At 67.9% G+C, this 20,933-nt stretch carries 17 protein-coding genes; 5 read left to right on the top strand and 12 right to left on the bottom strand.

Going from position 1 to position 20,933, the window contains the following annotated elements; all coding sequences use genetic code 11:
• Nucleotides 1–10: 10 nt before the first annotated feature.
• The 6 genes from ACM0O9_RS08655 to ACM0O9_RS08630 form a co-directional block, all read right to left on the bottom strand.
• The gene (locus tag ACM0O9_RS08655; RefSeq protein WP_329846417.1) at nucleotides 11–1,171 is read right to left on the bottom strand and encodes an AAA family ATPase; all 1,161 of its coding nucleotides are present in this window, start codon (nucleotides 1,169–1,171) and stop codon (nucleotides 11–13) included.
• 117 nt (nucleotides 1,172–1,288) lie between these two features.
• Entirely contained in the window at nucleotides 1,289–2,359 is a 1,071-nt protein-coding gene (locus ACM0O9_RS08650; RefSeq protein ID WP_414603912.1) for a sensor domain-containing diguanylate cyclase, read from the bottom strand.
• A 134-nt stretch (nucleotides 2,360–2,493) separates the two neighbouring features.
• The gene (locus ACM0O9_RS08645; RefSeq protein WP_019659152.1) at nucleotides 2,494–3,216 is read right to left on the bottom strand and encodes a pseudouridine synthase; all 723 of its coding nucleotides are present in this window, start codon (nucleotides 3,214–3,216) and stop codon (nucleotides 2,494–2,496) included.
• Nucleotides 3,217–3,250: 34 nt separating this feature from the next.
• Nucleotides 3,251–4,915: a sensor domain-containing diguanylate cyclase gene (locus tag ACM0O9_RS08640; protein ID WP_065177455.1), complete on the bottom strand. Its 1,665-nt coding sequence runs from the start codon at nucleotides 4,913–4,915 to the stop codon at nucleotides 3,251–3,253.
• Between the two features lie 108 nt (nucleotides 4,916–5,023).
• Nucleotides 5,024–7,447 (bottom strand): putative bifunctional diguanylate cyclase/phosphodiesterase, encoded by a 2,424-nt coding sequence (locus ACM0O9_RS08635; RefSeq protein ID WP_188248345.1) that lies wholly within the window; start codon nucleotides 7,445–7,447, stop codon nucleotides 5,024–5,026.
• Between the two features lie 218 nt (nucleotides 7,448–7,665).
• Nucleotides 7,666–9,603 (bottom strand): DEAD/DEAH box helicase, encoded by a 1,938-nt coding sequence (locus ACM0O9_RS08630; protein ID WP_235649755.1) that lies wholly within the window; start codon nucleotides 9,601–9,603, stop codon nucleotides 7,666–7,668.
• 269 nt (nucleotides 9,604–9,872) lie between these two features.
• Between ACM0O9_RS08630 and ACM0O9_RS08625 the strand changes: the two genes are divergently transcribed.
• Nucleotides 9,873–10,094 (top strand): RNA-binding S4 domain-containing protein, encoded by a 222-nt coding sequence (locus ACM0O9_RS08625; protein WP_014036469.1) that lies wholly within the window; start codon nucleotides 9,873–9,875, stop codon nucleotides 10,092–10,094.
• Between the two features lie 11 nt (nucleotides 10,095–10,105).
• Here the strand turns inward: ACM0O9_RS08625 and ubiM are convergent, their stop codons facing one another.
• The 4 genes from ubiM to ACM0O9_RS08605 all read right to left on the bottom strand — a co-directional run bounded on the left by ubiM (nucleotide 10,106) and on the right by ACM0O9_RS08605 (nucleotide 13,532).
• Nucleotides 10,106–11,284, bottom strand: coding sequence for a 5-demethoxyubiquinol-8 5-hydroxylase UbiM (gene ubiM / locus ACM0O9_RS08620; protein ID WP_235649754.1), 1,179 nt, complete (start codon nucleotides 11,282–11,284; stop codon nucleotides 10,106–10,108).
• Nucleotides 11,285–11,363: 79 nt separating this feature from the next.
• Nucleotides 11,364–11,753, bottom strand: coding sequence for an MAPEG family protein (locus ACM0O9_RS08615; protein WP_095379034.1), 390 nt, complete (start codon nucleotides 11,751–11,753; stop codon nucleotides 11,364–11,366).
• A gap of 11 nt (nucleotides 11,754–11,764) precedes the next feature.
• A complete protein-coding gene (locus ACM0O9_RS08610) occupies nucleotides 11,765–12,310 on the bottom strand; it encodes a DUF4019 domain-containing protein (protein WP_005415810.1) in 546 nt (181 codons plus the stop codon).
• A gap of 58 nt (nucleotides 12,311–12,368) precedes the next feature.
• Nucleotides 12,369–13,532 carry a COG3904 family protein gene (locus tag ACM0O9_RS08605; protein WP_414603913.1) on the bottom strand — a complete coding sequence of 388 codons (1,164 nt, stop codon included), beginning with the start codon at nucleotides 13,530–13,532 and terminating at the stop codon, nucleotides 12,369–12,371.
• 425 nt (nucleotides 13,533–13,957) lie between these two features.
• Between ACM0O9_RS08605 and ACM0O9_RS08600 the strand changes: the two genes are divergently transcribed.
• The 3 genes from ACM0O9_RS08600 to ACM0O9_RS08590 all read left to right on the top strand — a co-directional run bounded on the left by ACM0O9_RS08600 (nucleotide 13,958) and on the right by ACM0O9_RS08590 (nucleotide 17,585).
• Nucleotides 13,958–15,436, top strand: coding sequence for a DNA-3-methyladenine glycosylase 2 family protein (locus ACM0O9_RS08600; RefSeq protein WP_414603939.1), 1,479 nt, complete (start codon nucleotides 13,958–13,960; stop codon nucleotides 15,434–15,436).
• Nucleotides 15,433–15,924 (top strand): methylated-DNA--[protein]-cysteine S-methyltransferase, encoded by a 492-nt coding sequence (locus tag ACM0O9_RS08595; protein ID WP_005415806.1) that lies wholly within the window; start codon nucleotides 15,433–15,435, stop codon nucleotides 15,922–15,924. Before ACM0O9_RS08600 ends, ACM0O9_RS08595 begins: the two co-directional genes overlap by 4 nt.
• A 410-nt stretch (nucleotides 15,925–16,334) precedes the next feature.
• Nucleotides 16,335–17,585, top strand: coding sequence for an alkaline phosphatase family protein (locus tag ACM0O9_RS08590; RefSeq protein ID WP_414603940.1), 1,251 nt, complete (start codon nucleotides 16,335–16,337; stop codon nucleotides 17,583–17,585).
• A gap of 132 nt (nucleotides 17,586–17,717) precedes the next feature.
• On the opposite strand, the gene ACM0O9_RS08585 is transcribed toward ACM0O9_RS08590, so the two are convergent.
• Nucleotides 17,718–17,897: a 30S ribosomal protein THX gene (locus ACM0O9_RS08585; RefSeq protein ID WP_004150462.1), complete on the bottom strand. Its 180-nt coding sequence runs from the start codon at nucleotides 17,895–17,897 to the stop codon at nucleotides 17,718–17,720.
• 110 nt (nucleotides 17,898–18,007) lie between these two features.
• Nucleotides 18,008–18,421: a MerC domain-containing protein gene (locus ACM0O9_RS08580; RefSeq protein ID WP_005415804.1), complete on the bottom strand. Its 414-nt coding sequence runs from the start codon at nucleotides 18,419–18,421 to the stop codon at nucleotides 18,008–18,010.
• A 135-nt stretch (nucleotides 18,422–18,556) separates the two neighbouring features.
• Here ACM0O9_RS08580 and ACM0O9_RS08575 point away from each other — a divergent pair, with 135 nt between their 5' ends.
• On the top strand, nucleotides 18,557–20,764 hold the full coding sequence (locus ACM0O9_RS08575) for a TonB-dependent receptor (protein WP_065177463.1): 2,208 nt from the start codon (nucleotides 18,557–18,559) through the stop codon (nucleotides 20,762–20,764).
• Nucleotides 20,765–20,933: the final 169 nt, after the last annotated feature.

The raw sequence follows: 20,933 nt of genomic DNA, 5'->3' as shown, positions 1-20,933 counted from the left end.
GATGGCCGCATCAGCGCTGCGGCCAATGCCAGGCCGGCGCATCCAGCAGGCCCTGCCCGCTCAACAGCGTGCGGCCCTGTTCCTTGTACAGATGCAGCGAATGGCACCCTGGCGCCTGTTCCAACGCCGCGATCAGCCGGCTGGCGTGCGACACCACCCATACCTGGCTGCGCGCACTGGCTGCGATGATGAGCCGCGCCAGCGCCGGCAGCAGGTCCGGGTGCAGGCTGGTCTCCGGTTCGTTGAGCACCATCAGCGGCGGTGGGCGTGGCGTGTGCAGCGCTGCGGCCAGCAGCAGGAAACGCAGCGTGCCGTCGGAAAGCTCGGCCATCGACAATGGCCGCAGCAACCCGGGTTGGTGGAAGCGCAGTGCCAGGCGTCCATCCAGCGCCTCGAAATCGACCGTAGCGCCGGGGAACGCGTCGTCGACGCTGCGTGCCAACGCAACCGGGTCGCCGATCTCGACGATGGTCACCCAGGCCGCCGCCAGGTCCCGGCCATCGTGATGCAGCACCGGCGTGCGCGTGGCCATCGCCGGTTGCCGCGCCGGGGCATCGCCATCGCTGCGAAAATGGTCGTAGAAGCGCCAGCAACGGATGTACTCACGCAGGGTGATCGTTTCGGGCATGCGCTGCGGATCGCCGACCTGGGTGAACAGGCTGTCGAACAGCGACAACCGGTCATCCACCAGATCCCAACCGCGCGCATGACGCTGCCGCACCATCGCCGCGCGACGATCGACCAGCTGGTTGGCGCTGCGCAGGAACGGCCCCGCCCAGATCGCCTCGGCCTTGATCTGCGGGTCCAGCGCAAACGCCGAACGGCTGGGCGGCGGGTAGCCGAGATCGATGGCGTAGCCGAATTCGTCGGTCGTGAAGCCGAGCTTCAATCCCACCGATTCCTGGCGTGGGCCGCCCTGCAAGGGGATTTCGCCGGCAGCAACCCGACGGTCTATTTTTTCCGGGCCCGCCCACAGCGCCGAGCCCAGCCCACCTTCGCGGGCCAGCACCGCCGCGACGCCGCCCTGTGCGGTCTCCGCCAGCAGGCGCAGCGCGCGATACAGGCTGGACTTGCCACTGCCGTTGTCGCCGGTCACCACATTCAACCGCTGCAGCGGCAGTACCAGCCCATGCAACGAGCGATAGTGGGCGATGGCCAGGGTCTGCAGCATGGTCGGCGTCCGGGAAGACAAAGCGTCATGCTGCCCGCTCTTGATCGCAGGCGCTGCGACGCGATGTGAATCGGGAAGAGCATCCACGCATGGCATGGATCTACCGGGCGGGGTACTTCAGCCCGCCACTTCCACCCGGTTGCGGCCATTGCCCTTGGCCCGGTACAGCGCCTTGTCGGCACGTGCCAGCGTGTCGTCCACGCTTTCACCTGGCTGGTGCTGGGCGATGCCGATACTGATCGTGACCGGGACGCCCAGTGGCAGGTCGGCCACGGCCAGGCGCAGGAACTCGCACTGAAGTTCGGCGGTGCGCAGGTCGGTTGCGGGCATCACTGCCACGAACTCCTCGCCGCCGTAGCGCGCCGCCATGCCACGGCCGGCGAAGTGCGAACGCAGCAGTGCGCCCAGTTCGGCCAGCACGCGGTCGCCGGTAGCGTGGCCCTGGAAGTCGTTGATGTGCTTGAAGTGATCGATGTCCAGCAGTGCGACGCAGGCCTCAGCGGGCTGATCCCCGGTTACCGCCACCGCCTCGTCCAGCGCCGCTGCCATCGCGCGGCGGTTCGGCAGGCCGGTCAGCGCATCGGTGCGGCTCTGCTCGGCCAGGTCGGCGTTCTGCGCCAGCAGCACGTCGTGGTACTCCGACAGCAGGCGCTCGTAATCATCGCGTTCCAGCATGTGGTTCTGGATGTCGAGCGCGAATCGGCGCAATTCCATCACCAGCATCACCTGCCGCGACAGTGCGGCCAGCGCCTCGGCCTTGTCGCTGGCCAGGTGCTGCGGCTGTGCGTCGAACACGCACAGCGTACCCAGCGGCAAGCCGTCGGAGCTGATCAGCGGCGCGCCGGCATAGAAGCGGATGTGCGGATCGCCGACCACCACCGGATTGTCGTGGAAGCGCACATCCTGCAGCGCATCCTCGACCACCATGATCTGCTGCGGCTGCAGGATGGCGTGGCCACACATCGATTCGCTGCGCAGGTTTTCCGCCGCATCGATGCCCTGGATCGACTTGAACCATTGCCGTTCGACATCGATCAGGGTCACCGCCGCCATCGAGGTGCCGCAGACCGCCTTGGCGATCACCACCAGGTCGTCGAAGGATTTTTCACGCTCCGAATCGAGGATGCGGTAGCGATACAGCGCCTCGAGCCGAAGGGCTTCGTTGGCGGGCTTGTCGGGCTTGATCATGCAACGTCACGTTCCGGCAGGTCACCGCGAAGTCTAGCGGATGCCGGTGCGCAATCCGCACGACGGGTCGTGCCGGCCGTTGGCCGGCATCCCGGATACATCGCGCGCCCATTGCAGCCGGCCAGCGGCGGGCACTACCAGTCCAGCTGCTTCGGCAGCAGGCCCTGCAGCTCCTGCTCGGTCAGGTTGCGCCACTGGCCCGGCTTCAGCGCACCAATCTTGATGTTGTCGATGCGCACGCGGCGCAGCTGGGTCACGCGATAGCCGAACTCGGCGGCCATCAGGCGGATCTGCCGGTTCAGGCCCTGCTGCAGGGTGATGCGGAAACCGAACTTGGCGATGCGCGAAGTCTTGCATGGCAGCGTCATCTGGTCGTGGATGCGAACACCACGCGCCATGCCGCGCAGGAACTCATCGGTGACCGGCTTGTTCACCGCCACCAGGTATTCCTTCTGGTGGCCGTTCTCGGCCCGCAGGATCTGATTGACGATGTCGCCGTTGCTGGTCATCAGGATCAGGCCTTCGGAGTCCTTGTCGAGGCGGCCGATCGGGAAGATGCGCTGTTCATGGCCGACGAAGTCAACGATGTTGCCCTTGACCGACGTCTCGGTCGTGCAGGTGACGCCGACCGGCTTGTTCAGCGCGATGTAGACGTGGCGGCGGGCGCCGGGCTTGCGGGCCACGCGCGCGCGCAGTGGCTGGCCATCCACCAGCACCTGGTCTTCCTCGCCCACCACCGCGCCGGTGCCGGCCGGATGGCCGTTGACGGTGACCCGGCGGGCGGCGATCAGGCGATCGGCCTCGCGGCGGGAGCAGAAGCCGGTGTCGGCGATGTGTTTGTTGAGTCGGGTGGTCATCGCCCTATTATCCGGCATCGCCGCCCGCCGCGCTTCATGCCAGGCCGGGTGGATCGAGTTCTTCGCCGTCGAACACCCGGTTGCGGCCGGCACGCTTGGCCACGTACATGGCATGGTCGGCCCGGCGCAGCAGCGCGGCGAGATCGTCCTCGCCCGGCCGCCACTGCGCCAGGCCGATGCTGGCGGTGACCTCCAGGCCGGGCACCTGCAGCGCCCGGGCCGCCTCCGTGATGTGCCGGCGCAGGCGATCCAGGCGCGCCGACGCCGCCTCGCGGGGCATGCCCGGCATCAGCAACAGGAACTCTTCGCCGCCCATCCGCACTACCTGGTCCTGGCTGCGTACCGCGGCACGCAATGCGCGCGCCACCGCCACCAGCACCTGGTCCCCCACGGCGTGGCCATGGCGGTCATTGATGTCCTTGAACAGATCGATATCGAGGAAGCCGATCACCAGCGGGCCACGCTCGCGGTCAACCCGCTCCAAGTGGCGGGCCAGCTGCTGCAGGCCGGCACGGCGGTTGGGCAGGCCGGTCAGGCCATCAGTCTCGGCCAGCTGGCGCAGTTCATCGCGCTGCTGGCGCAGGCGACCCAGCCGCTGGTTCAGTGCGTAGGCGGCCATCATCAGCAGCCAGGTCACCGCCAGCTGCAGGGCCTCCACGCGGTATTCCAGCAACCACGCCGCGCGGCAGGCGTCGGCCAGGATCAACACCAGCATCGGCGCCAGCGCCGCCAGCCCCGCCTGCGCCCAGCGGTCACCGCGCAGCCGTGCCCACACCCCGGCCATCAACGCCAGGCCACAGCCCAGCAGATAGGACACCTGCAGGCCCTGCGCCACCCAGGCCAGGCTGTCCCATGGCAGCCAAGGCACCAGTGCAGCCAACGCCAGCAATCCCCAAAGCGCCACCAGCTGGAACGGACGCGAACGCGGCAACAGGCGATCACCGCCATTCAGCCGCCACAGCGCCGGCAGCACCAAGGCCTGCGTGGCCGCAGTCAACACCAGCAGCCACCAGGCACCGCGCTCGCCCACCGGCAACCAGGGTTCCGGATAGCCGCTGAGGCCACCGAGGATGGCCTGCCAAAGCACCAGCACGGTGGTACCGGCGATGTAGACCAGGAAACTGCGGTCGCGGGTGGTGAGGAAGGCCATCAGTGCCGACAACGCCAGTGCGATCGCCACGGCGATGCAGGCCGCGCGCACCAGCAGGCGGGCGGTATCGTTCTGCTGCACGGGACTGGGCGCGCCCAGCCGAAGGGTGGGTACCCAACGCGCCTTCAACGGCGTCTGCCACGACACCAGGAATGGATCGTGACTGCCCGCTGGCGGCACCGCCACCAGCCCGATGCCTGCGCGGAAGCGTGAGTCTCGGGTACGGGCATCGTGCATGTTGCCGCAGATCTCGCGATCGCCATACTGCACGCGGACTTCGCCAGCGAACACATTGAACACGTCCAGGGCCTGCGGTTGCCCCGACCAGCCGCCCGGCGGCGCAGGCACCTGCACCTGCTGCCGGTGACCGGCCAGCATGTCCGGCGTGCATGCGCGATGTGGAGTGGGTTCATCGGTGGCTGCGCCGACCAGCAGGTAATCGCGGCCGGCTTCGACGGCAGCGGCCCACAGCGGCCACGGCGTGGCCAACCACACCAGCAGCACGACCAGCACCGCCCCTGTTCCGTACTGCCACTGCCTGCCGCCCACGCCACGTCCTGTTCCTGCTTACGCCCGCGCCCACTGCGCGTCGCCCCTGGCAGGCATTATCGCAGCCGCGGCTGCAACGCATGTGTAGACCAAAGTCGCCGACGGCGTTCAACCTGCGGCAGGCGGGCCCTGCACCGCCACCAGGCGCACCGGCCGCAGGTCGGCCAGGGTCATCCGTTCCAGTGGCTGCGGTCGCTCGACCGCATAGCCCTGCAGGCCCTGCACCCCAAGCCGGGTCAGCGCGGCGGCGACTTCGGCGGTCTCTACCCATTCGGCCACCACCTCCATCTGCAGCTCGCGCCCCAGTTCACTGATCGCGCGCACGGTGGCGTGGCTGACCGGATCGGTATCCATGTCGCGCACGAAGGCCCCGTCGATCTTCAGGATGTCGGCCGGCAGCTGGCGCAGGTAGCCGAACGAGGACAGCCCGGAGCCGAAATCGTCCAGCGCCATCCGGCAGCCGCGCGCCTTCACCGCATCGATGAACGCGCGCGCCTGGCTGAGGTTGCTGATCGCTGCGGTCTCGGTGATCTCGAAGCACAGCTTGGAGGCCAGCGCGCGATTGCGCTCCAGCAGGTCGCAGACGAAGGCGAGGAAGCCAGGTTCGGCGATCGACTGCGCCGACACGTTGACGTTGCACAGTCCCAGCTGCCGCACATGCGCCGGGCACACCTGCAGGTGCCGGAACAGCAGGCCGAGCACGTGCCGGTCCAGCGCCACGGCCATGCCATAGCGCTCCACCGCCGGCATGAACTGGCCCGGCAGGTGCAGGCTGCCATCGCTGCCGCGCATGCGTACCAGCACCTCGTAGTGCAGGTAGGTGGGATCGCCGACGCGGGCGATGCGCTGCGCATACAGCACCATGCGGTTCTCGGCCATGGCCAGGCTGACGCCCTGCAGCCGCTCGGCTTCCCGGCGCCGTTCCTCCAACGCCATGCGGTTCTCGTTGAAGCAGTGCACGCGGTTGCGCCCGGCCTGCTTGGCCGCATAGCAGGCACTGTCGGCGGCGCTCATCAACCAGTTCACATCCGGTGCATCGGCGCTGACCTCGACCACGCCGATGCTGCAGCTCAACTGCGGGCTGCCCTCGCTCACCGGGAACGTGGCCTGCCCCAGATTGCGGATCACCCGCTGCAGCACGCGCTTGGCCTCGTCCTGCCCGGCATGGGCGAGGAACACCGCGAACTCGTCCGCACCCAGCCGGCCCACCCAGTCACCATCGCGCACCGCGGCCACCAGGTAATCGGCGAAGCTGCGCAGCATCTGGTCGCCGGCGGCATGGCCGAAGCTGTCATTGACCAGCTTGAAATGGTCCAGGTTGATGTAGCACAGCGCGTGCGTACCACCTTCGCTGCGCACCTGCAGCAGCGCGCGTTCGAGCAGGCGTTCGATCTCGCGCCGGTTGATCAGGCCGGTCAGCGGGTCATGGCTGGCGTGGTGCTCGATCTCGCGCGCCAGTGCATGGTTCTGGCTGACGTCTTCGATGATCGCGAACACCGACAGGCCACCGCCGGCGCTGCGCACACCGGTGCCGCTCCAGCGGCCCCAGACCAGGCTGCCATCACGACGGCGGAAGCGCAGTTCGCTCGGCCGCAGCTGGCGGTCCCAATCGATGCGCCCCACCCCATCAATGACCAGCTCGCCGTCCATCAGCAGGTCAGCCAGCGACAGCTGCAGCAGCATGTCACGACGATGGTCGAGGATGTCGGCCATCGCCTGGTTGGCCTCGATCACCTTGCCTTCGGTATCGAGCTTGAGCATGCCGACGTTGGCCTGGTAGAACGCTGCGCGGAAGCGGCTCTCGTGTTCGGTCAGGTCCTTGCCGACGCGGCGCGCCAGGGCCACCGCCATCAGGCTGATCGCCAGCACCGACAGGCCCGCGACCATCAACGTGGCCAGCCTCACCAGCGTCGCCATCCGCAGCAGCGCCTGTGAGAACGCCTGGCTCTGCACCTTCATCCGCTGGTCCAGGTCGCGCAGCTGCTGCAGGTAGTGGTCACGCATGGCTGCCACTACGGGGCCACCCTCGTGCCGCCGCTGCAACTCATCGACCAGGCGCTGCAGCGCCATCAGGTCCCCGTCGGTCTGCCGCCATAACGCGGTCGCTTCGCGGAAGGCACCGATATCCCGCGCGTAGCGGAACGAAAACACCAGGCGCGGAATGTCGGCGTGCGCGTTGCCCCCCTGCAGGAAGCCCTGCCGGGCCTTCTCTTCGTCAGGCTCCGCCTGTTCCAGCGCCAACCGCGCCTGCAGATCGCCCAACGGCACCTGCAGGGCCTGGCGTGCATCGTCCAGGTCCTGGGCATCACCGCGCGCCAGGTAGCGACTGAGCGCGGCGGTCGCATCCTGCTGACCGCGCGACCAGTATCCCTGGCCGGCGATCCAGGCGGTGGAGGCCGCCTGCAGTTCCTGGATCAACGCCGACAGTGCGACCAGTCCGATCGCCATGCCGGTCAACAACGCAAAACGCAGTCCCAGCCCCCGGGTCATCGGCACCCGCCGGCTCTGTTGGTCCGTGCCACTCCTACCCATCCCGGATCCCCCCGAATGTGCTGCGGTGACAACCTCCTTTGGAACCGGGCCAGCCTATGACCGGCAATGTGTTGACCATGCGAAAAAGGGGACGGAGGGGATTAAGTCGTATTTGGCAGGCCATGCGCTTATGCCGAAAACGACTTAATCCCCTCCGTCCCCTTTTCCTGTGCGCCAGCCCGGGGGCTGGCGTTGTTCTTGACGGCTGCGGGTGCGGCTTAGAAGCTGCGCGGGCCGCGCGGCTTGAAGCCGTCACGACGTGGCGGGCGGCTGTCGCGGTCACCGCCGCGGTCGCCCCCATGGCCACCCGGACCACCACGACGCGGGCCACCCGGGCCGCCCGGACCACGCTTGTCGAAGCGCGGCTTGAACGGACGCGGGGCCGGATTGATCTCTTCACCGGCCGCCAGCGGACGCATCTGCAACTGCTGGCCGGACACCCACACCTTCTGCAGGTGCGACAGCACGTCCGGCGGCATCTGTGCCGGCAGGTCCAGCAGCGCGAAGTCGTCGTGGATGTCGATGCGGCCGATGAAGCGGCTTTCCAGGCCGGCTTCGTTGGCGATGGCGCCGACGATGTTGGCCGGCTTCACGCCGTGCTGGTGGCCCACCGAAATGCGGTAGGTCTCCATGCCCTGCTCCGGCGCACCACGCGGCGGAACCTCGCGGCGCGGACGCGGCTCGAAACCACCTTCGGCGTCGTCGCGACGCGGGCCACGCTCGAAGCGCGGCCCCCGCTCGTTGCGGTCGAAGCGATCGCCACGCTCCGGGCGGTCGCCACGGTCGAAGCGCTCGCGCGGCGCGCGCTCTTCACGCGGGGCACGCACCGGCGGCTGCAGCAGGAACGGGGTATCGCCCTGCAGCATCCTGGCCAGCGCGGCGGCGATCTCGATGGCCGGCACGTTCTGCTCGTTCTCGAAGCGCTCCAGCAGCTGGCGGTAGAAGTCCAGGCCGCCGGCGCCGAGCGTTTCGCTGATGCGCGAGGTGAACTTGTTGATGCGGGTGTCGTTGACCGCTTCCACGCTCGGCAGCTGCATCTCTTCGATCGGCTGGCGGGTGGCACGCTCGATCTGGCGCAGCATGCCCTTCTCGCGCGGGGTGGCGAACAGGATCGCCTCGCCGCTGCGGCCGGCACGGCCGGTACGGCCGATGCGATGCACGTAGCTCTCGGTGTCGTACGGGATGTCGTAGTTCAGCACGTGGCTGATGCGCTCCACGTCCAGGCCGCGGGCGGCCACGTCGGTGGCGACCAGGATGTCCAGCTTGCCTTCCTTCAGCATGGCAATGGTCCGCTCGCGCTGGGCCTGCTGCATGTCACCGTTGATGGCGGCAGCGGCCAGGCCACGCGCCTGCAGCTTGCTGGCCAGTTCTTCGGTGCCGGCCTTGGTGCGCGCGAAGATGATCATCGCGTCGAAAGGCTCGACTTCCAGGATGCGGGTCAGCGCGTCCAGCTTGTGCATGCCGCTCACCCACCAGTAGCGCTGGCGGATGTTGGCCGAGGTGGTGGTCTTGGCCGCGATGGTCACTTCCACCGGGTCCTGCAGGTAGGTCTGCGCGATGCGACGGATCTGCGGCGGCATGGTGGCCGAGAACAGCGCCACCTGGCGCTGCTCCGGCAGCTTCTTCAGCACCGCTTCGACATCGTCGATGAAGCCCATGCGCAGCATTTCATCGGCTTCGTCCAGCACCAGGGTCTTCAGCTCGGACAGGTCCAGGGTGCTGCGGTCCAGGTGATCGATCACGCGGCCGGGGGTACCGACCACGATATGCACGCCACGGCGCAGCGCCGACAGCTGCTGGCCGTAGGGCTGGCCGCCGTACACCGGCAGCACGCGGAAGCCCGGGATCTTCGACGAATAGGACTGGAACGCCTCGGCAACCTGGATGGCCAGTTCGCGGGTCGGCGCCAGGATCAGGGCCTGGGGCTTGATCTGCTGCAGGTCGATGTTGGACAGTACCGGCAGTGCGAACGCAGCGGTCTTGCCGGTACCGGTCTGGGCCTGGCCCAGCACGTCGCGGCCTTCCAGCATCGCCGGGATGGTAGCGGCCTGGATCGGCGACGGGGTTTCGTAGCCGATGGCGGTGACCGCCTGCATCACGGGCTCGGACAGGCCGAGCTGCGCGAACTGCAGCGGCGCTTGGGAATCTTGGGACATGGGGAACTCCGAAGGCACTGCCGTCTTCCTGGCAGTGCGATAAAAAGGGTGATGGTCCGCGCTTTGGGCGCCCTTCTTATCGCGTGCCCTGGCGCTGCTCGGTCGGAGGAGATTTCACTCGCTCAGAGCGGAATGATACCGCATTGATCCTGAACGAGGCGTACAGCTTTCCATGCGCGTGCCGTCATGCCCCGTGCTGGCGCACAATACGCGCCCTTCTTTCCGGCCCGGCCGCTGGCCCGCGCCGTCTTTCCAGGACCCCTCGCTCCATGCAGATTCTCGAATTCGACCTCGACGGTGACTACGTCGAACTCAAGCAGCTGTTGAAGCTGGCCGACCTGGTCACCAGCGGCGGCGAGGCCAAGATGGTCATCAGCGAGGGCCAGGTGCGGGTCGATGGTGAGGTCGAACTGCGCAAGGCCTGCAAGATCCGCGCAGGCCAGGTGGTCGAGTTCGCCGACAGCCAGATCCGCGTGCTGGCCGCTGGCTGATCCGAGGGTGTTCAGGCCACACGCTGGGTCAGGTGCGAGGCGATCAGCTGCCTGAACGGCGCCACGCCCTGCGCCAGGCGCAGGCCCGCGGCCCGCAGCAGGCGTGCCGGGCGACGATCGTCGGTGTACAGGCTGGCGATCGCGTTGGTGGCCTCGTACAGCGGCCGCGACGCCAACCGATGACCGCGCTGGTAGCTGGCCAGCATGCCGGCGGCGGCAATGTCGGCACCGCGCCGCTGCTGCGCGACGATGCCCTGTGCCAGCCGCTGTGCGCTGGCCAGTCCCAGATTGAAGCCGTGCGCGGTGACCGGGTGCATGCCCACCGCGGCATCGCCGATCAGCGCGGAACGCTCGCCGACGAAACGGTGCGCGTACACACCTACCAGCGGATACGCCTGCGGCGTGGCCACCGGCTGCATGCGGCCCAGCCGATGCTCAAAGCAGGCACTGATGGCATCGCCGAAGGCCACCTCGTCCATCGCCAGCAGTTCTTCGATCTGCCGCGGCGGCAGCGTGATCACCGCCGATGCCTGGCCCTCGTTGAGCGGCAGCAGCGCCATGGTGCGGCCGTAGCCGAACCACTCCCAGGCCGTGTGGTGATGGTCGCGCTCGACCTGCATGCGGCATACCAGCATCGACTTGCCGAAGTCGCGCATCTGCGCACCGACGCCGAGCATGCGGCGGGTGGCGGAGAAGCGGCTGTCAGCCGCGACCAGCAGTCGCGCGTGCAGTTGACTGCCGTCATCGAGTCTGACCACGTGGCCCTGCGCATCGGCCTGCACGCCCAGCACCTTGCGCCCATCGAACAGCTCCAGCGCATCCTGGCCCTGCACGGCATCCCAGGCGGCGCGGCGGATCAGGTGGTTGGGCACCAGCCAGCCCAGCGGCTGGCCATCAACCTGGCTGCTGGCGAAGGTCAACGCGAACGGCGAGCCGCCGTTCATCACCCTGGCATCGCGCAGCTCGGCGACTTCGGCCTGCGGCAGGCGCTGCCACAGCCCCAGTTGCTCCATGCTCTGCCGCGAGGCATGGGTCAGCGCGATCTCGCGGCCATCGAAGGCGGCTTCGGCCAGGGCCTGGCGCGGCTGCACTTCGACCAGCCCGACCTGCAGGCCACTGCCGGCCAGCGCACGCGCGAAGCACAGGCCCGCCGGTCCAGCGCCGACCACCACCACGTCCATCCTGCGCATGCGCGCCTCCTGCCGTTGATTCAGTCCGGGCCAGCATAGCGCCGCGCGCATGACTGGCCTTGATCTGGATCAGGCCCGGCTACAGCAGTGCGAACACCAGCGCCAGGATCGACAGCAGCGATACGAGCCAGACCAGGCTGCGCACGTAGGGCACGCCTGCGGCATACAGCGGCAGGTAGACCACACGCGCCCAGACGTAGGCCTGCGCAGCCAGCGCCGTGGTGTCGTTGCTGCGCCCGGCCACGACCACCGCGATGGCGGCAGCGGCGAAGAACGGGAACGTTTCCAGGAAGTTGGCCTGCGCACGCTGCAGGCGACCGGCCAGCGCGCTGAGCGGCTTTGCATCGCCATCGCGTGCCGAGGCATTCCACTTCATCCCGCGCTCGCGGGTGACCACGGTGGAGGTGGCGAAGATGTAGACAAAGCCCAGCAGCACCGACCAGGCCAGCATTGTCAGCTCAGTTGCCATCGTTCATCTCCTCAGGGTGCCGACGCGCGCAGGCTGTAACCGGCCAGGCGCCAGACCTGGTCTTCGTCGAAGCGGAACGAGACCAGCTCGCGCACCGGCTGTGCGCTGTTGGCGAAACGGGTCGGGAAGCTGACGTTGATGTACAACCCTTCCGGCACTGCGGCGCCGGGGCTGTACTTGACCCGGGTGATGGTCGGCTGGCCACGCCCGGCCAGCGCACCCAGGCGCGTGCGCTCGGCGGCCAACTGGCTGACGAAGGTGGCTTTCGGCACCGCACGGCGCGCGACGGCCGAAGCGCCATCCCACAATTCGCCGGCGCGGTTGGCATCGACCAGCTGCGCCGCCTTCAACGCAGCCGCGCCCATTTCCGCGTCCTGCTTCTGCACCTGGGCCTGCTGCGCAGCGGTCAACGCCGGGGCACCGGCAGTGGCGGGCTTCGCGGCCGCCGGCGATGCCGGGGCCGGGCGTGCCGGAGCCGGTGCAGGCGTGGCCGGCGCAGGTGCCTGCGCCAACGCAGTCAGGGGCAGCAGGGACAGCAGCAGGAGCACGCGCTTCATGGACACCGCCGGTTTTCTGGAGAGAACCGCAGTCTACGCCAGCGCGGTGACTATGCTGTCAGCGTGCCGGGGCGTCGCCCTCCACCGCTGCCGCATCAGCCTGCGCGGCGGGCGCGGCGGCGTTCACTGGCGCCTGTTCGGCCACCGGCGGGGGCTCCGGCGGCGCTGGTGGCAGCGTCGCCACATCGATCTCCGACAGCGGGCTTTCGTCGGGACAAACTGCGTCCGGGAAGCCGAAGCGCTGCTTCAACGCCTGGCCACAACTGTTGATCGACTCCATGTCGGCGCCTTCGCGCTTGCACTGCTGGTCGAAGGCGACCAGGAAGGCGTCCTTGCGCTGCACGAAATCGTCGCCGCAGGCACGCATCTGCTTGATCCGTTCCAGATCGTCCTGCACCGCATTGGTCCCATCCAGGCCGTACTGGCGCAGCTCGTCCGGAGTCAGCAGGCGCAGGCTGCGGTTGGGCACGGTCATCATCAGATCGGCCACACCCACCGCCACGCCATTGCGCTGCAGATAGTCCTTCACGTTGTCGTAGACCTCGTGCAGCTCGCGGTTGAGCTCGGCACGCGAGGTGGCCTTGGAACTGATGCGCATCATGCGGTGGATGCCGACCTTGCCCGACAGCAGGCGGTTGTCGCCGGCGGCCAGCACGAACACGCAGGCGCTGTGGCAGATCGAGCCTTCGCGCACCCAGATGGTCCAGCCCGATTCACCGATGCTGTCACCGGCGACGATCGCCGACTCCACCTGCCCGCCGCTGGAATCCAGGTCAAGGATGCGCTTGTGGATCTTCTGCTGGTCGGCCACCACCGCCAGACGCCACATCATCTCGGCGAAGCCCGGATTGATCTTGCCGGCGTAGCGCACGCGCATCAGGCCACGCTCGGCGCACGGAGCCAGGGCCTGGGTGATCTGCTCGCGCTGCAGGCCTTCCAGCTCGACACCGTCGCCAGCTTCGCCGGCGTACTCGGTGCTGCAACTGATCCAGGCGCGTCCATTCTCCAGCTGCGCCTGCGGCCACGGCCGGTCCTCCCGGCTGCGCGGCGGTGCCGGCGGCGGCGGTGCGTCAGCCGCATTGATCGACACCATGTTCTCGCCATCGCTGGACGGCGCCCGCGCGGCCTTGTCGGCGGCAGTCACATTGCCCGGATTCTCCAGCTGGCTACAGCCCGCCAGGGCCAGGCACAACAGGGGCAACCAGCGGAGTTTGGCGGACATCGGGCAACCGGTCTTCACGTGAGCAAGAGCCACAGTCTACCCGTCCAGGCCGCGCATTCAGTGCGTGGTGATGAACCCCTTCTGACCCTTGGGGAAAAAGCGTGTCGACCAAGGTCGACACCTACCTGAGCGGGATGCGCTTCCGACAGATCGCAGGAACCTGTCGAAGGCGGGGTGGGTCCAGTTGCGGGAGTGTCCGCGGCATGGATGCCGCGGCCAAGCCCCCAAGGACGGGTTTACGGCGTCTCCCGCAACCGGGCCCACCCCGCCTCCCCACAGAAAACCAGCTTCTGCCGTTGCCGTTGCCGTTGGCCGCCCCCGGCCCGCACTACCGCGGGTGCCGGGCGCAGCCCAGCCTGCCCCCCTTCAGCATCCATGTCCGAATGTGGCGAGTATCGCCGCCCGCGCGGGCCTAGACTGGCGCCATGGACTCCCCTCTCGCCCTCGACACCGCCGCCTGCGACCGCGCCCGCCTGGCCCGCGACGCACGCTTCGACGGCGTGTTCTTCACCGCCGTGCGCAGCACCGGCATCTATTGCCGCCCGGTGTGCCCGGCACCGCCGCCGAAGCCGCGCAACATCACCTACTTCCCCACCGCCGCGGCCGCCGCGGCCGCCGGGTACCGCCCCTGCCTGCGCTGCCGCCCGGAATTGGCACCGCAGGCCCAGCAGGCCCTGGCCGGACAGACCGTGCAGCGCGCACTGGCGCTGATCCACGGCGGCTTCCTGCAGGAGCAGCCGGTGGCCGATCTTGCAACGAAGCTCGGCCTCAGCGCGCGCCAACTGCAGCGCCTGTTCGTCGAACATCTCGGCGCAACGCCCGGGCAGATCCACGCAACCCATCGCCTGTTGCTGGCCAAACAGTTGCTGACCGAAACCACGCTGGCGGTGACCGACGTCGCGCTGGCTGCCGGCTACAACAGCCTGCGCCGCTTCAATACCGCGTTCCTGCAGGGCTGTGGGATGGCGCCGACCGCCCTGCGTCGCCAGCATCAACCGTTGGCTGCAGATGATGGCGGCCTGGTGCTGCGCCTGGGCTACCGTCCACCACTGGACTTCCCACGCATGCTGGCCTTCCTGCGCAAACGCAGCCTGCCCGGCATCGAACTGATCGGCGAAGACAGCTACCAGCGCGTGCTGGGCACGCCCGAACGCCCCACCCTGCTGCGCGTCACCGCCGACCCGAAGCGCCCGGAGCTGCGCCTGCAACTGGGCGCGGTGGATCCACGCCTGATCCCCGACATCGTGCGCCGCGTGCGTCGCGTGTTCGATCTGGATGCCGACCTGCAGCAGGTGCATGCCGCGCTGGGCGAAGAACCGCTGCTCGCGCGTGGCATCGCCGAGCGCCCCGGGCTGCGCGTGCCCGGCGGCTGGGATGGTTTCGAGGTGGGCATACGCGCGGTGCTCGGGCAGCAGGTCAGCGTGGCCGCGGCCACCACCTTCGCGCGGCGCCTGGTCGATGCCTACGGCGCGCACCTGCCGGGCATGCCATCGGAATTCGATCGCCAGTTCCCCGCGCCCGAGGTACTGGCCGAGGCACCATTGGAATCCATCGGCCTGCCGCGCAGCCGCGCCGCCACCGTGCGCGCCCTGGCCGCCGCCTGCGCCAGCGGCCGGCTCGACTTCGGGCCCGGCCAGGCCTTGGAGGAATTCGTTGCGCGCTGCGTTGCACTGCCCGGCATCGGCCCCTGGACCGCGCAGTACATCGCCCTGCGCGGGCTCGGCCAACCCGATGCCTTCCCGGCCGGCGACCTTGTGCTGCAGCAGGTTCTCGGCCACGCACGGGGCCAGCGCCTGAGTGAACGTGCGACCGAAGCGCGCTCGCAACCCTGGCGCCCGTGGCGCGCCTACGCGGTGCTGCACCTGTGGCACCTGTCCGGGACGTTCGTTGGAGAACCGACATGACCCTGTTGTTCGATCGTTTCGACAGCCCGATCGGCGTATTGACCATCGCCGGTGACGAGCGTGGTCTTGCGCACGTGCTGTTTCCGGAGAACCGTCACCCCGCACGCGGGCGCGACGGCTGGCATTACGCACCGGATGCACTGCCGGAGGCACGCGAACAGCTGCTGCAGTTCCTGCACGGTGAACGCAGCCGGTTCGACCTGCAGCTGGCACCACGCGGCACGCCGTTCCAGCTGCGCGTGTGGCAGGCGCTGGCGTTGATTCCGTTCGGCCAGACCTGGAGCTATCTGCAGTTGGCGCAGCACCTGGGCCAACCCAGCGCGACCCGCGCGGTGGGCGCGGCCAATGGCCGCAATCCATTGCCGATCATCCTGCCCTGCCACCGCGTGATCGGCAGCAACGGTGCACTGACCGGCTTCGGTGGCGGCCTGGAAACCAAGGCCGCGCTGCTGCGGCTGGAACAGCGCCAGGCCCCGCTGTTCGCCTGAGAGGGCCGGCCGGGCTGCGCCCGGCACCCGCAGAGGCAACGGCAAGGTCAAGAGCCAATACAGCTCCGATTTTCTACGCGTTGGGTGGGGCGGTATGGGTGGGCAGGACACGCCGTAAACCCATCCATGGGGGCTCGATGGCGCCATCCATGGCGCCAACGGTCCTGCCCACCCACACCGCCCCACCTTCGACAGATTCCCGCGGCGGTGGGTAGGTGTCGACCTTGGTCGACACGGTAGATCCACGCCATGCGTGGATGGAGGCATCTGGAATCTGTCCGGAGAAAAGCCCCCTTCTTATTGAAGGGCGCGCGCCGACAGGCGCGGGGACAAGGAAAAAATGCGCGGACACCGCGCGCGATAGCGCGCCGTGTCTTGGGCGCGTCATTGCGCCGGCTTATCATGCGCGGATGACTTCCGTACGCCTGACCTGTGCGCTGGCGCTGCTGCTGCCCCTGGCTGCCTGCACCACCGCGCCCGCGCCTTCCGCCTCCGTTCCCACTTCCGTCGCTGCGGCGGCACCACCGAAGCTGCTGCTGATCTCCATCGACGGCCTGCGCGCCGATGCGCTGGACCGCAGCCTGACCCCGAACCTGCAACGCCTGATCGATGGCGGCGTGCGCGCACGCTGGATGACCCCGTCCTATCCGTCGCTGACCTTCCCGAATCACTACACCCTCGTTACCGGCCTGCGCCCGGACCACCACGGCATCGTCAACAACAGCATGGACGATGAAGCACTGGGCCGGTTCGAGCTGAGCAATCGCGAAGCGGTTACCACCAGTGGCTGGTGGGGCGGCGAACCGATCTGGGTCGGCGCCGAGAATGCCGGCGTTCGGTCGGCCACCACATCATGGCCGGGCAGCGAATCGGAGATCCGTGGTGTACGCCCCAGCCAGTGGCGCATCTACGACGGCAAGGAACCGCTGGAACAGCGCGCTGGCATCGTGCTCGATTGGCTGTCACAGACCGACGCCGATGCACCCCGCCTGACCACGCTGTACATGGAACACGTGGACAAGGCAGGTCACAACTACGGCCCCGAGTCGAAGCAGTACGCCGACGCCATCGTGCGCGCCGACCAGATCGTCGGCCTTGTGCTCGATGGGCTGCAGCAGCGCGGCCTGGCCTCGACCACCAACGTGATCGTGGTCTCTGACCATGGCATGGCCAGTGTCCCCGCTGGCCAGGTGATCGCCACCGAATCGATGGTCGACCCGGCGATTGCGCGCAATGTCAGCCAGGGCCAGTCGGTCGGCTTCGCACCGGTGGTCGGCCATGAAGCCGCCGCCGAACGCGCTCTGCTCGGCCGCCACGCGCACTACGAATGCTGGAAGAAAGAAAAACTGCCGGCGCGCCTGCACTACGGCACCCATCCGCGCATTCCCGCCATTGTCTGCATGATGGATGAAGGCTGGGATGCCCTGCATCAGGAAAAGATCGCCAAGCGCGAACAGCAGGACCGCGGCTCGCACGGCTACGACAACGCGCTGCCGTCCATGCGCGCGGTGTTCGTGGCCAGTGGCCCGTCGTTCCGCCAGGGCCTGGTGATCGATGGCTTCGACAATGTCGATGTCTATCCACTGCTGGCACACCTTCTGCAGGTACCAGCCGCGCCGAACGACGGCAACCCGGAAACGCTGAAGAAGACCCTGCGCTGATCCGGTTGTAGAGCCGAGCCCACGCTCGGCTGCATTGCGCCAGCCGGGCATGGGCTCGGCTCTGCAAAATCATGCATAAAAAAACGCGGCGCCAGGCGCCGCGTTCTTCCTTGGACCAGTCGCGCGGCCGGATCAGGCCTTGGCGACGGCCTTCTTCGCCACGGCCTTCTTCGCCGGAGCCTTGGCCACGGTCTTCTTGGCAACCGGGGCGGCGGCGCCTACGGCGACCTTGCTCGCGGTATGCGAACGGGCGTTGCCGTAGCTGGCGTTGTAGCGCTTGCCCTTGGCGGTCTTGCGGTCACCCTTACCCATGTCTTCAACTCCTCAAGTGTGAAATCTGGTTACCCCGTACTGACACGGGTTCGGCGGGGCCGCCTTGCTGGGCGCCCCCGCGCACGATCGAAAATCCTATCATGGAGCGCCTAGTGCGCGCAGCTGGCGTCGTGTACGTGGCCGTGGTTCAGGCGCAGGTTGACCAGATGGGCAACGCCCACCAGCAGGCCACCGATGGTCATCACCACCGCATGCGGCACGGCGTTGTGATGCAGCGGCTCGTACAGCACGCCAGCCCACAGCGCGACCAGGCCGGGGATCAGGAAGCCCAGCGCACGCAGCGCGCCATGGCGGCGGTAACCCCAGACCAGGCTGAACAGCCCAAGCAGGGTCACGAACAGCACCAGCGCCTGTTCAACGCCGTCGCTCAGCCAGAACGACAGGCCCAGCGAGGGCGCTGCCGCCAGCAGCACCGGGATGACTGCGCAATGCACCGCGCAAAGCATCGAACCGGTGGCACCGAAACGGTCGAGCAGGTGGCGCAGGCGTGAGGACAAGGACATGACTTCCAGCAGGGTCGGCGAATCGTTATGGAATAATATAACATCCCTTCCCGACCCGCACGCTTTCCCTCCCCCTGTCCCATCGACGGGATTCGTGCGCCCCGCGATTGATACAGTGTAACAAAGGACCCATCCATGCCCGCCCACACCGCACGGCTCAAGCCGCATTCCCTGGCCCTGGCCCTCGCCGCCCTGCTGCCGTCCGTCGCCTTCGCAGCCGGTCAGGACACCGCCCATCGTGACCGCCACCTGACCGAGCTGTCCTCGGTGCAGGTCACCGCGTCGCCGCTGCAGGGCGATGCCGAATCCCTTGCGCGCCCGGTGGAGGTGCTGGCCGGTGAGCGCCTGGACGAACAGAAGGCCGGCACCCTCGGCGATACCGTGGCCAAGCTGCCCGGCGTGCAGAGCACCTTCTTCGGGCCCGGTGTCGGGCGCCCGATCATCCGTGGCCAGGAAGGCCCACGCGTTGCGGTGCTGTCCAACGGCATGGGCAACATGGATGCATCCACCGTCAGTGCGGACCATGCCACCAGCATCGAGCCGTTCCTGGCTGACCAGATCGAAGTGCTGAAGGGGCCGGCCACGCTGCTGTTCGGCAGCGGTGCCATCGGTGGTGCAGTCAATGTGGTCGACGGCCGCATCGCGCGCGAGCTGCCCGAGCGCCCGCTCAGCGGCCGCGCCGAGCTGCGTGGCAATTCGGTGAACAACGAGCGCAGCGGCATGTTCCGCCTCGATGGCGTCAGCGGCAATGTCGTGCTTCATGTGGACGGCCTGGTGCGCAATGGCGACGACTACCGCATTCCCGGCTATGCGGTGATCGACAGCCTGGAAGACCACCACGACGACCACGACCACGATCACGCGGGCGAGGAAGGCGAAGAGCCGCGTCGCGGCCGCCTCGACAACAGCTCCATCCGCACCCGCGCCGGCGGCGTCGGCGCCACCTGGCTGGGCGAAGGCGGCTACTTCGGCGTGTCGGCCAGCACCTACCGCACCAACTACGGCATTCCCAACGGCGCACACGTGCACGCCGACGGCGACGATCACGGCCATGACCACGGCCACGACCACGGCGATGAAGAGGAAGGCGGCGACGAGCATGACGTGCGCATCGACATGGTGCAGAACCGCTTCGAGACCAAGGCCGGCATCTACAACCCGGTCTCGTTCCTGAAGAACATCAACGCACGCGTGGCCTACACCGACTACGAGCACGTGGAGCTGGAGGCCGGCACGCCCTCCACCCGCTTCACCAACCGTGGCATCGAGGCGCGCCTGGAAGCGGTGCAGCAGCAGATCGGTGGGTGGGACGGCGCCTTCGGCCTGCAGTTCGGCAACAGTGATTTCGGCGCCAAGGGTGAAGAAGCGTTCGTACCGGATACCGGTACGAAGAACATCGGCCTGTTTGTACTGCAGGAAAAGCAGTTCGGCCCGTTCAAGCTGGAACTGGGCGGCCGCCACGACCAGGTCAAGCTGGACCCGACCGGTGACTATCGCCGCCGTACGTTCGGTGCCACCAACCTGTCTGCCGCCGGTATCTGGAAGCTCAACGACGCCGTCGACCTGCGCATCGGCGTGGACAGCTCCGAGCGTGCACCGACCAACGAAGAGCTGTATGCCGCCGGCGCACACATCGCCACCCGCTCGCTGGAAATCGGCGACGCCAACCTGAAGACCGAGCGCGGCCAGCGCGTGGAACTGGGCATCCACACCCACAGCGAGCGCCTGGACTTCTCCGCGTCGGTCTACCAGACCAGGTTCAAGGACTTCATCTACCTGGCCGACACCGGCGTTACCGAGGGCCTGCCAGTTCGTGCGTGGACCCAGCAGGACGCGGTATTCCGCGGTGCCGAGGCCGAGGCCCTGGTGCACCTGTTCGAGGGCGGCGCCGGTGACTGGGACCTGCGCCTGTTCGGTGACTACGTGAAAGCCAAGCTGGATGGCAGCGGCAGCCGCAACCTCGACATTGCCGTTCCGCATGGCGACCACAACCACAACTACAGCGTGGAACTTGCCAACACCGGCTACCTGCCGCGCATCGCCCCGGCCCGCGTCGGTGCCGACCTGCGCTGGTCGAAGGACGGCTGGCGCGCCTCGGTCGGTGCGGTGCGTTACAGCCGCCAGAAGGACGTCGCGCAGAACGAGGAGCCGAGCAACGGCTACACCCTGGTCGACGCGCACCTGGCCTATCGTTGGGACCGCAACGCCAGCAACAGCTACGAGGTGTTCCTGGATGGCAGCAACCTGACCAACCGCGAAGTGCGTCCGCATACCTCGCTGCTGCGCGACTACTCGCCGCTGCCGGGCCGTGGTGTCGCGTTCGGCATCCGCGCGTTCTTCTGATCGGCTTACGCCGTCGGAACATTACCCGAGGGGGCCGAAAGGCCCCCTCTTTTTGTCGTATATGGCATGAACTGGTGAAAGCGGCGCACTACCAATGCGTCACCATCTACTACGCGGCTAGACTCAGCCCGGTATCAATCCAATAGAAAAACTGAGCGGAAACACTTGC

It is taken from the genome of Stenotrophomonas sp. FR012 (genome assembly GCF_047520565.2).
Lineage (GTDB): Bacteria > Pseudomonadota > Gammaproteobacteria > Xanthomonadales > Xanthomonadaceae > Stenotrophomonas > Stenotrophomonas sepilia.
The sequence above is the reverse complement of the archived record's forward strand: the minus strand, read 5'-3'. Positions and strand labels throughout refer to the sequence as shown.

What these genes read in the sequence shown, in the direction of transcription:
- ACM0O9_RS08645 (WP_019659152.1), bottom strand. Translation starts at nt 3,216, where the DNA reads ATGACCACCCGACTCAACAAACACATCGCCGACACCGGCTTCTGCTCC.
- ACM0O9_RS08610 (WP_005415810.1), bottom strand. Translation starts at nt 12,310, where the DNA reads ATGAAGCGCGTGCTCCTGCTGCTGTCCCTGCTGCCCCTGACTGCGTTG.
- ACM0O9_RS08625 (WP_014036469.1), top strand. Translation starts at nt 9,873, where the DNA reads ATGCAGATTCTCGAATTCGACCTCGACGGTGACTACGTCGAACTCAAG.
- ubiM (WP_235649754.1), bottom strand. Translation starts at nt 11,284, where the DNA reads ATGCGCAGGATGGACGTGGTGGTGGTCGGCGCTGGACCGGCGGGCCTG.
- ACM0O9_RS08650 (WP_414603912.1), bottom strand. Translation starts at nt 2,359, where the DNA reads ATGATCAAGCCCGACAAGCCCGCCAACGAAGCCCTTCGGCTCGAGGCG.
- ACM0O9_RS08595 (WP_005415806.1), top strand. Translation starts at nt 15,433, where the DNA reads ATGACCCTGTTGTTCGATCGTTTCGACAGCCCGATCGGCGTATTGACC.
- ACM0O9_RS08600 (WP_414603939.1), top strand. Translation starts at nt 13,958, where the DNA reads ATGGACTCCCCTCTCGCCCTCGACACCGCCGCCTGCGACCGCGCCCGC.
- ACM0O9_RS08635 (WP_188248345.1), bottom strand. Translation starts at nt 7,447, where the DNA reads ATGGGTAGGAGTGGCACGGACCAACAGAGCCGGCGGGTGCCGATGACC.
- ACM0O9_RS08630 (WP_235649755.1), bottom strand. Translation starts at nt 9,603, where the DNA reads ATGTCCCAAGATTCCCAAGCGCCGCTGCAGTTCGCGCAGCTCGGCCTG.
- ACM0O9_RS08590 (WP_414603940.1), top strand. Translation starts at nt 16,335, where the DNA reads ATGACTTCCGTACGCCTGACCTGTGCGCTGGCGCTGCTGCTGCCCCTG.
- ACM0O9_RS08575 (WP_065177463.1), top strand. Translation starts at nt 18,557, where the DNA reads ATGCCCGCCCACACCGCACGGCTCAAGCCGCATTCCCTGGCCCTGGCC.
- ACM0O9_RS08580 (WP_005415804.1), bottom strand. Translation starts at nt 18,421, where the DNA reads ATGTCCTTGTCCTCACGCCTGCGCCACCTGCTCGACCGTTTCGGTGCC.
- ACM0O9_RS08655 (WP_329846417.1), bottom strand. Translation starts at nt 1,171, where the DNA reads ATGCTGCAGACCCTGGCCATCGCCCACTATCGCTCGTTGCATGGGCTG.
- ACM0O9_RS08585 (WP_004150462.1), bottom strand. Translation starts at nt 17,897, where the DNA reads ATGGGTAAGGGTGACCGCAAGACCGCCAAGGGCAAGCGCTACAACGCC.
- ACM0O9_RS08615 (WP_095379034.1), bottom strand. Translation starts at nt 11,753, where the DNA reads ATGGCAACTGAGCTGACAATGCTGGCCTGGTCGGTGCTGCTGGGCTTT.
- ACM0O9_RS08605 (WP_414603913.1), bottom strand. Translation starts at nt 13,532, where the DNA reads ATGTCCGCCAAACTCCGCTGGTTGCCCCTGTTGTGCCTGGCCCTGGCG.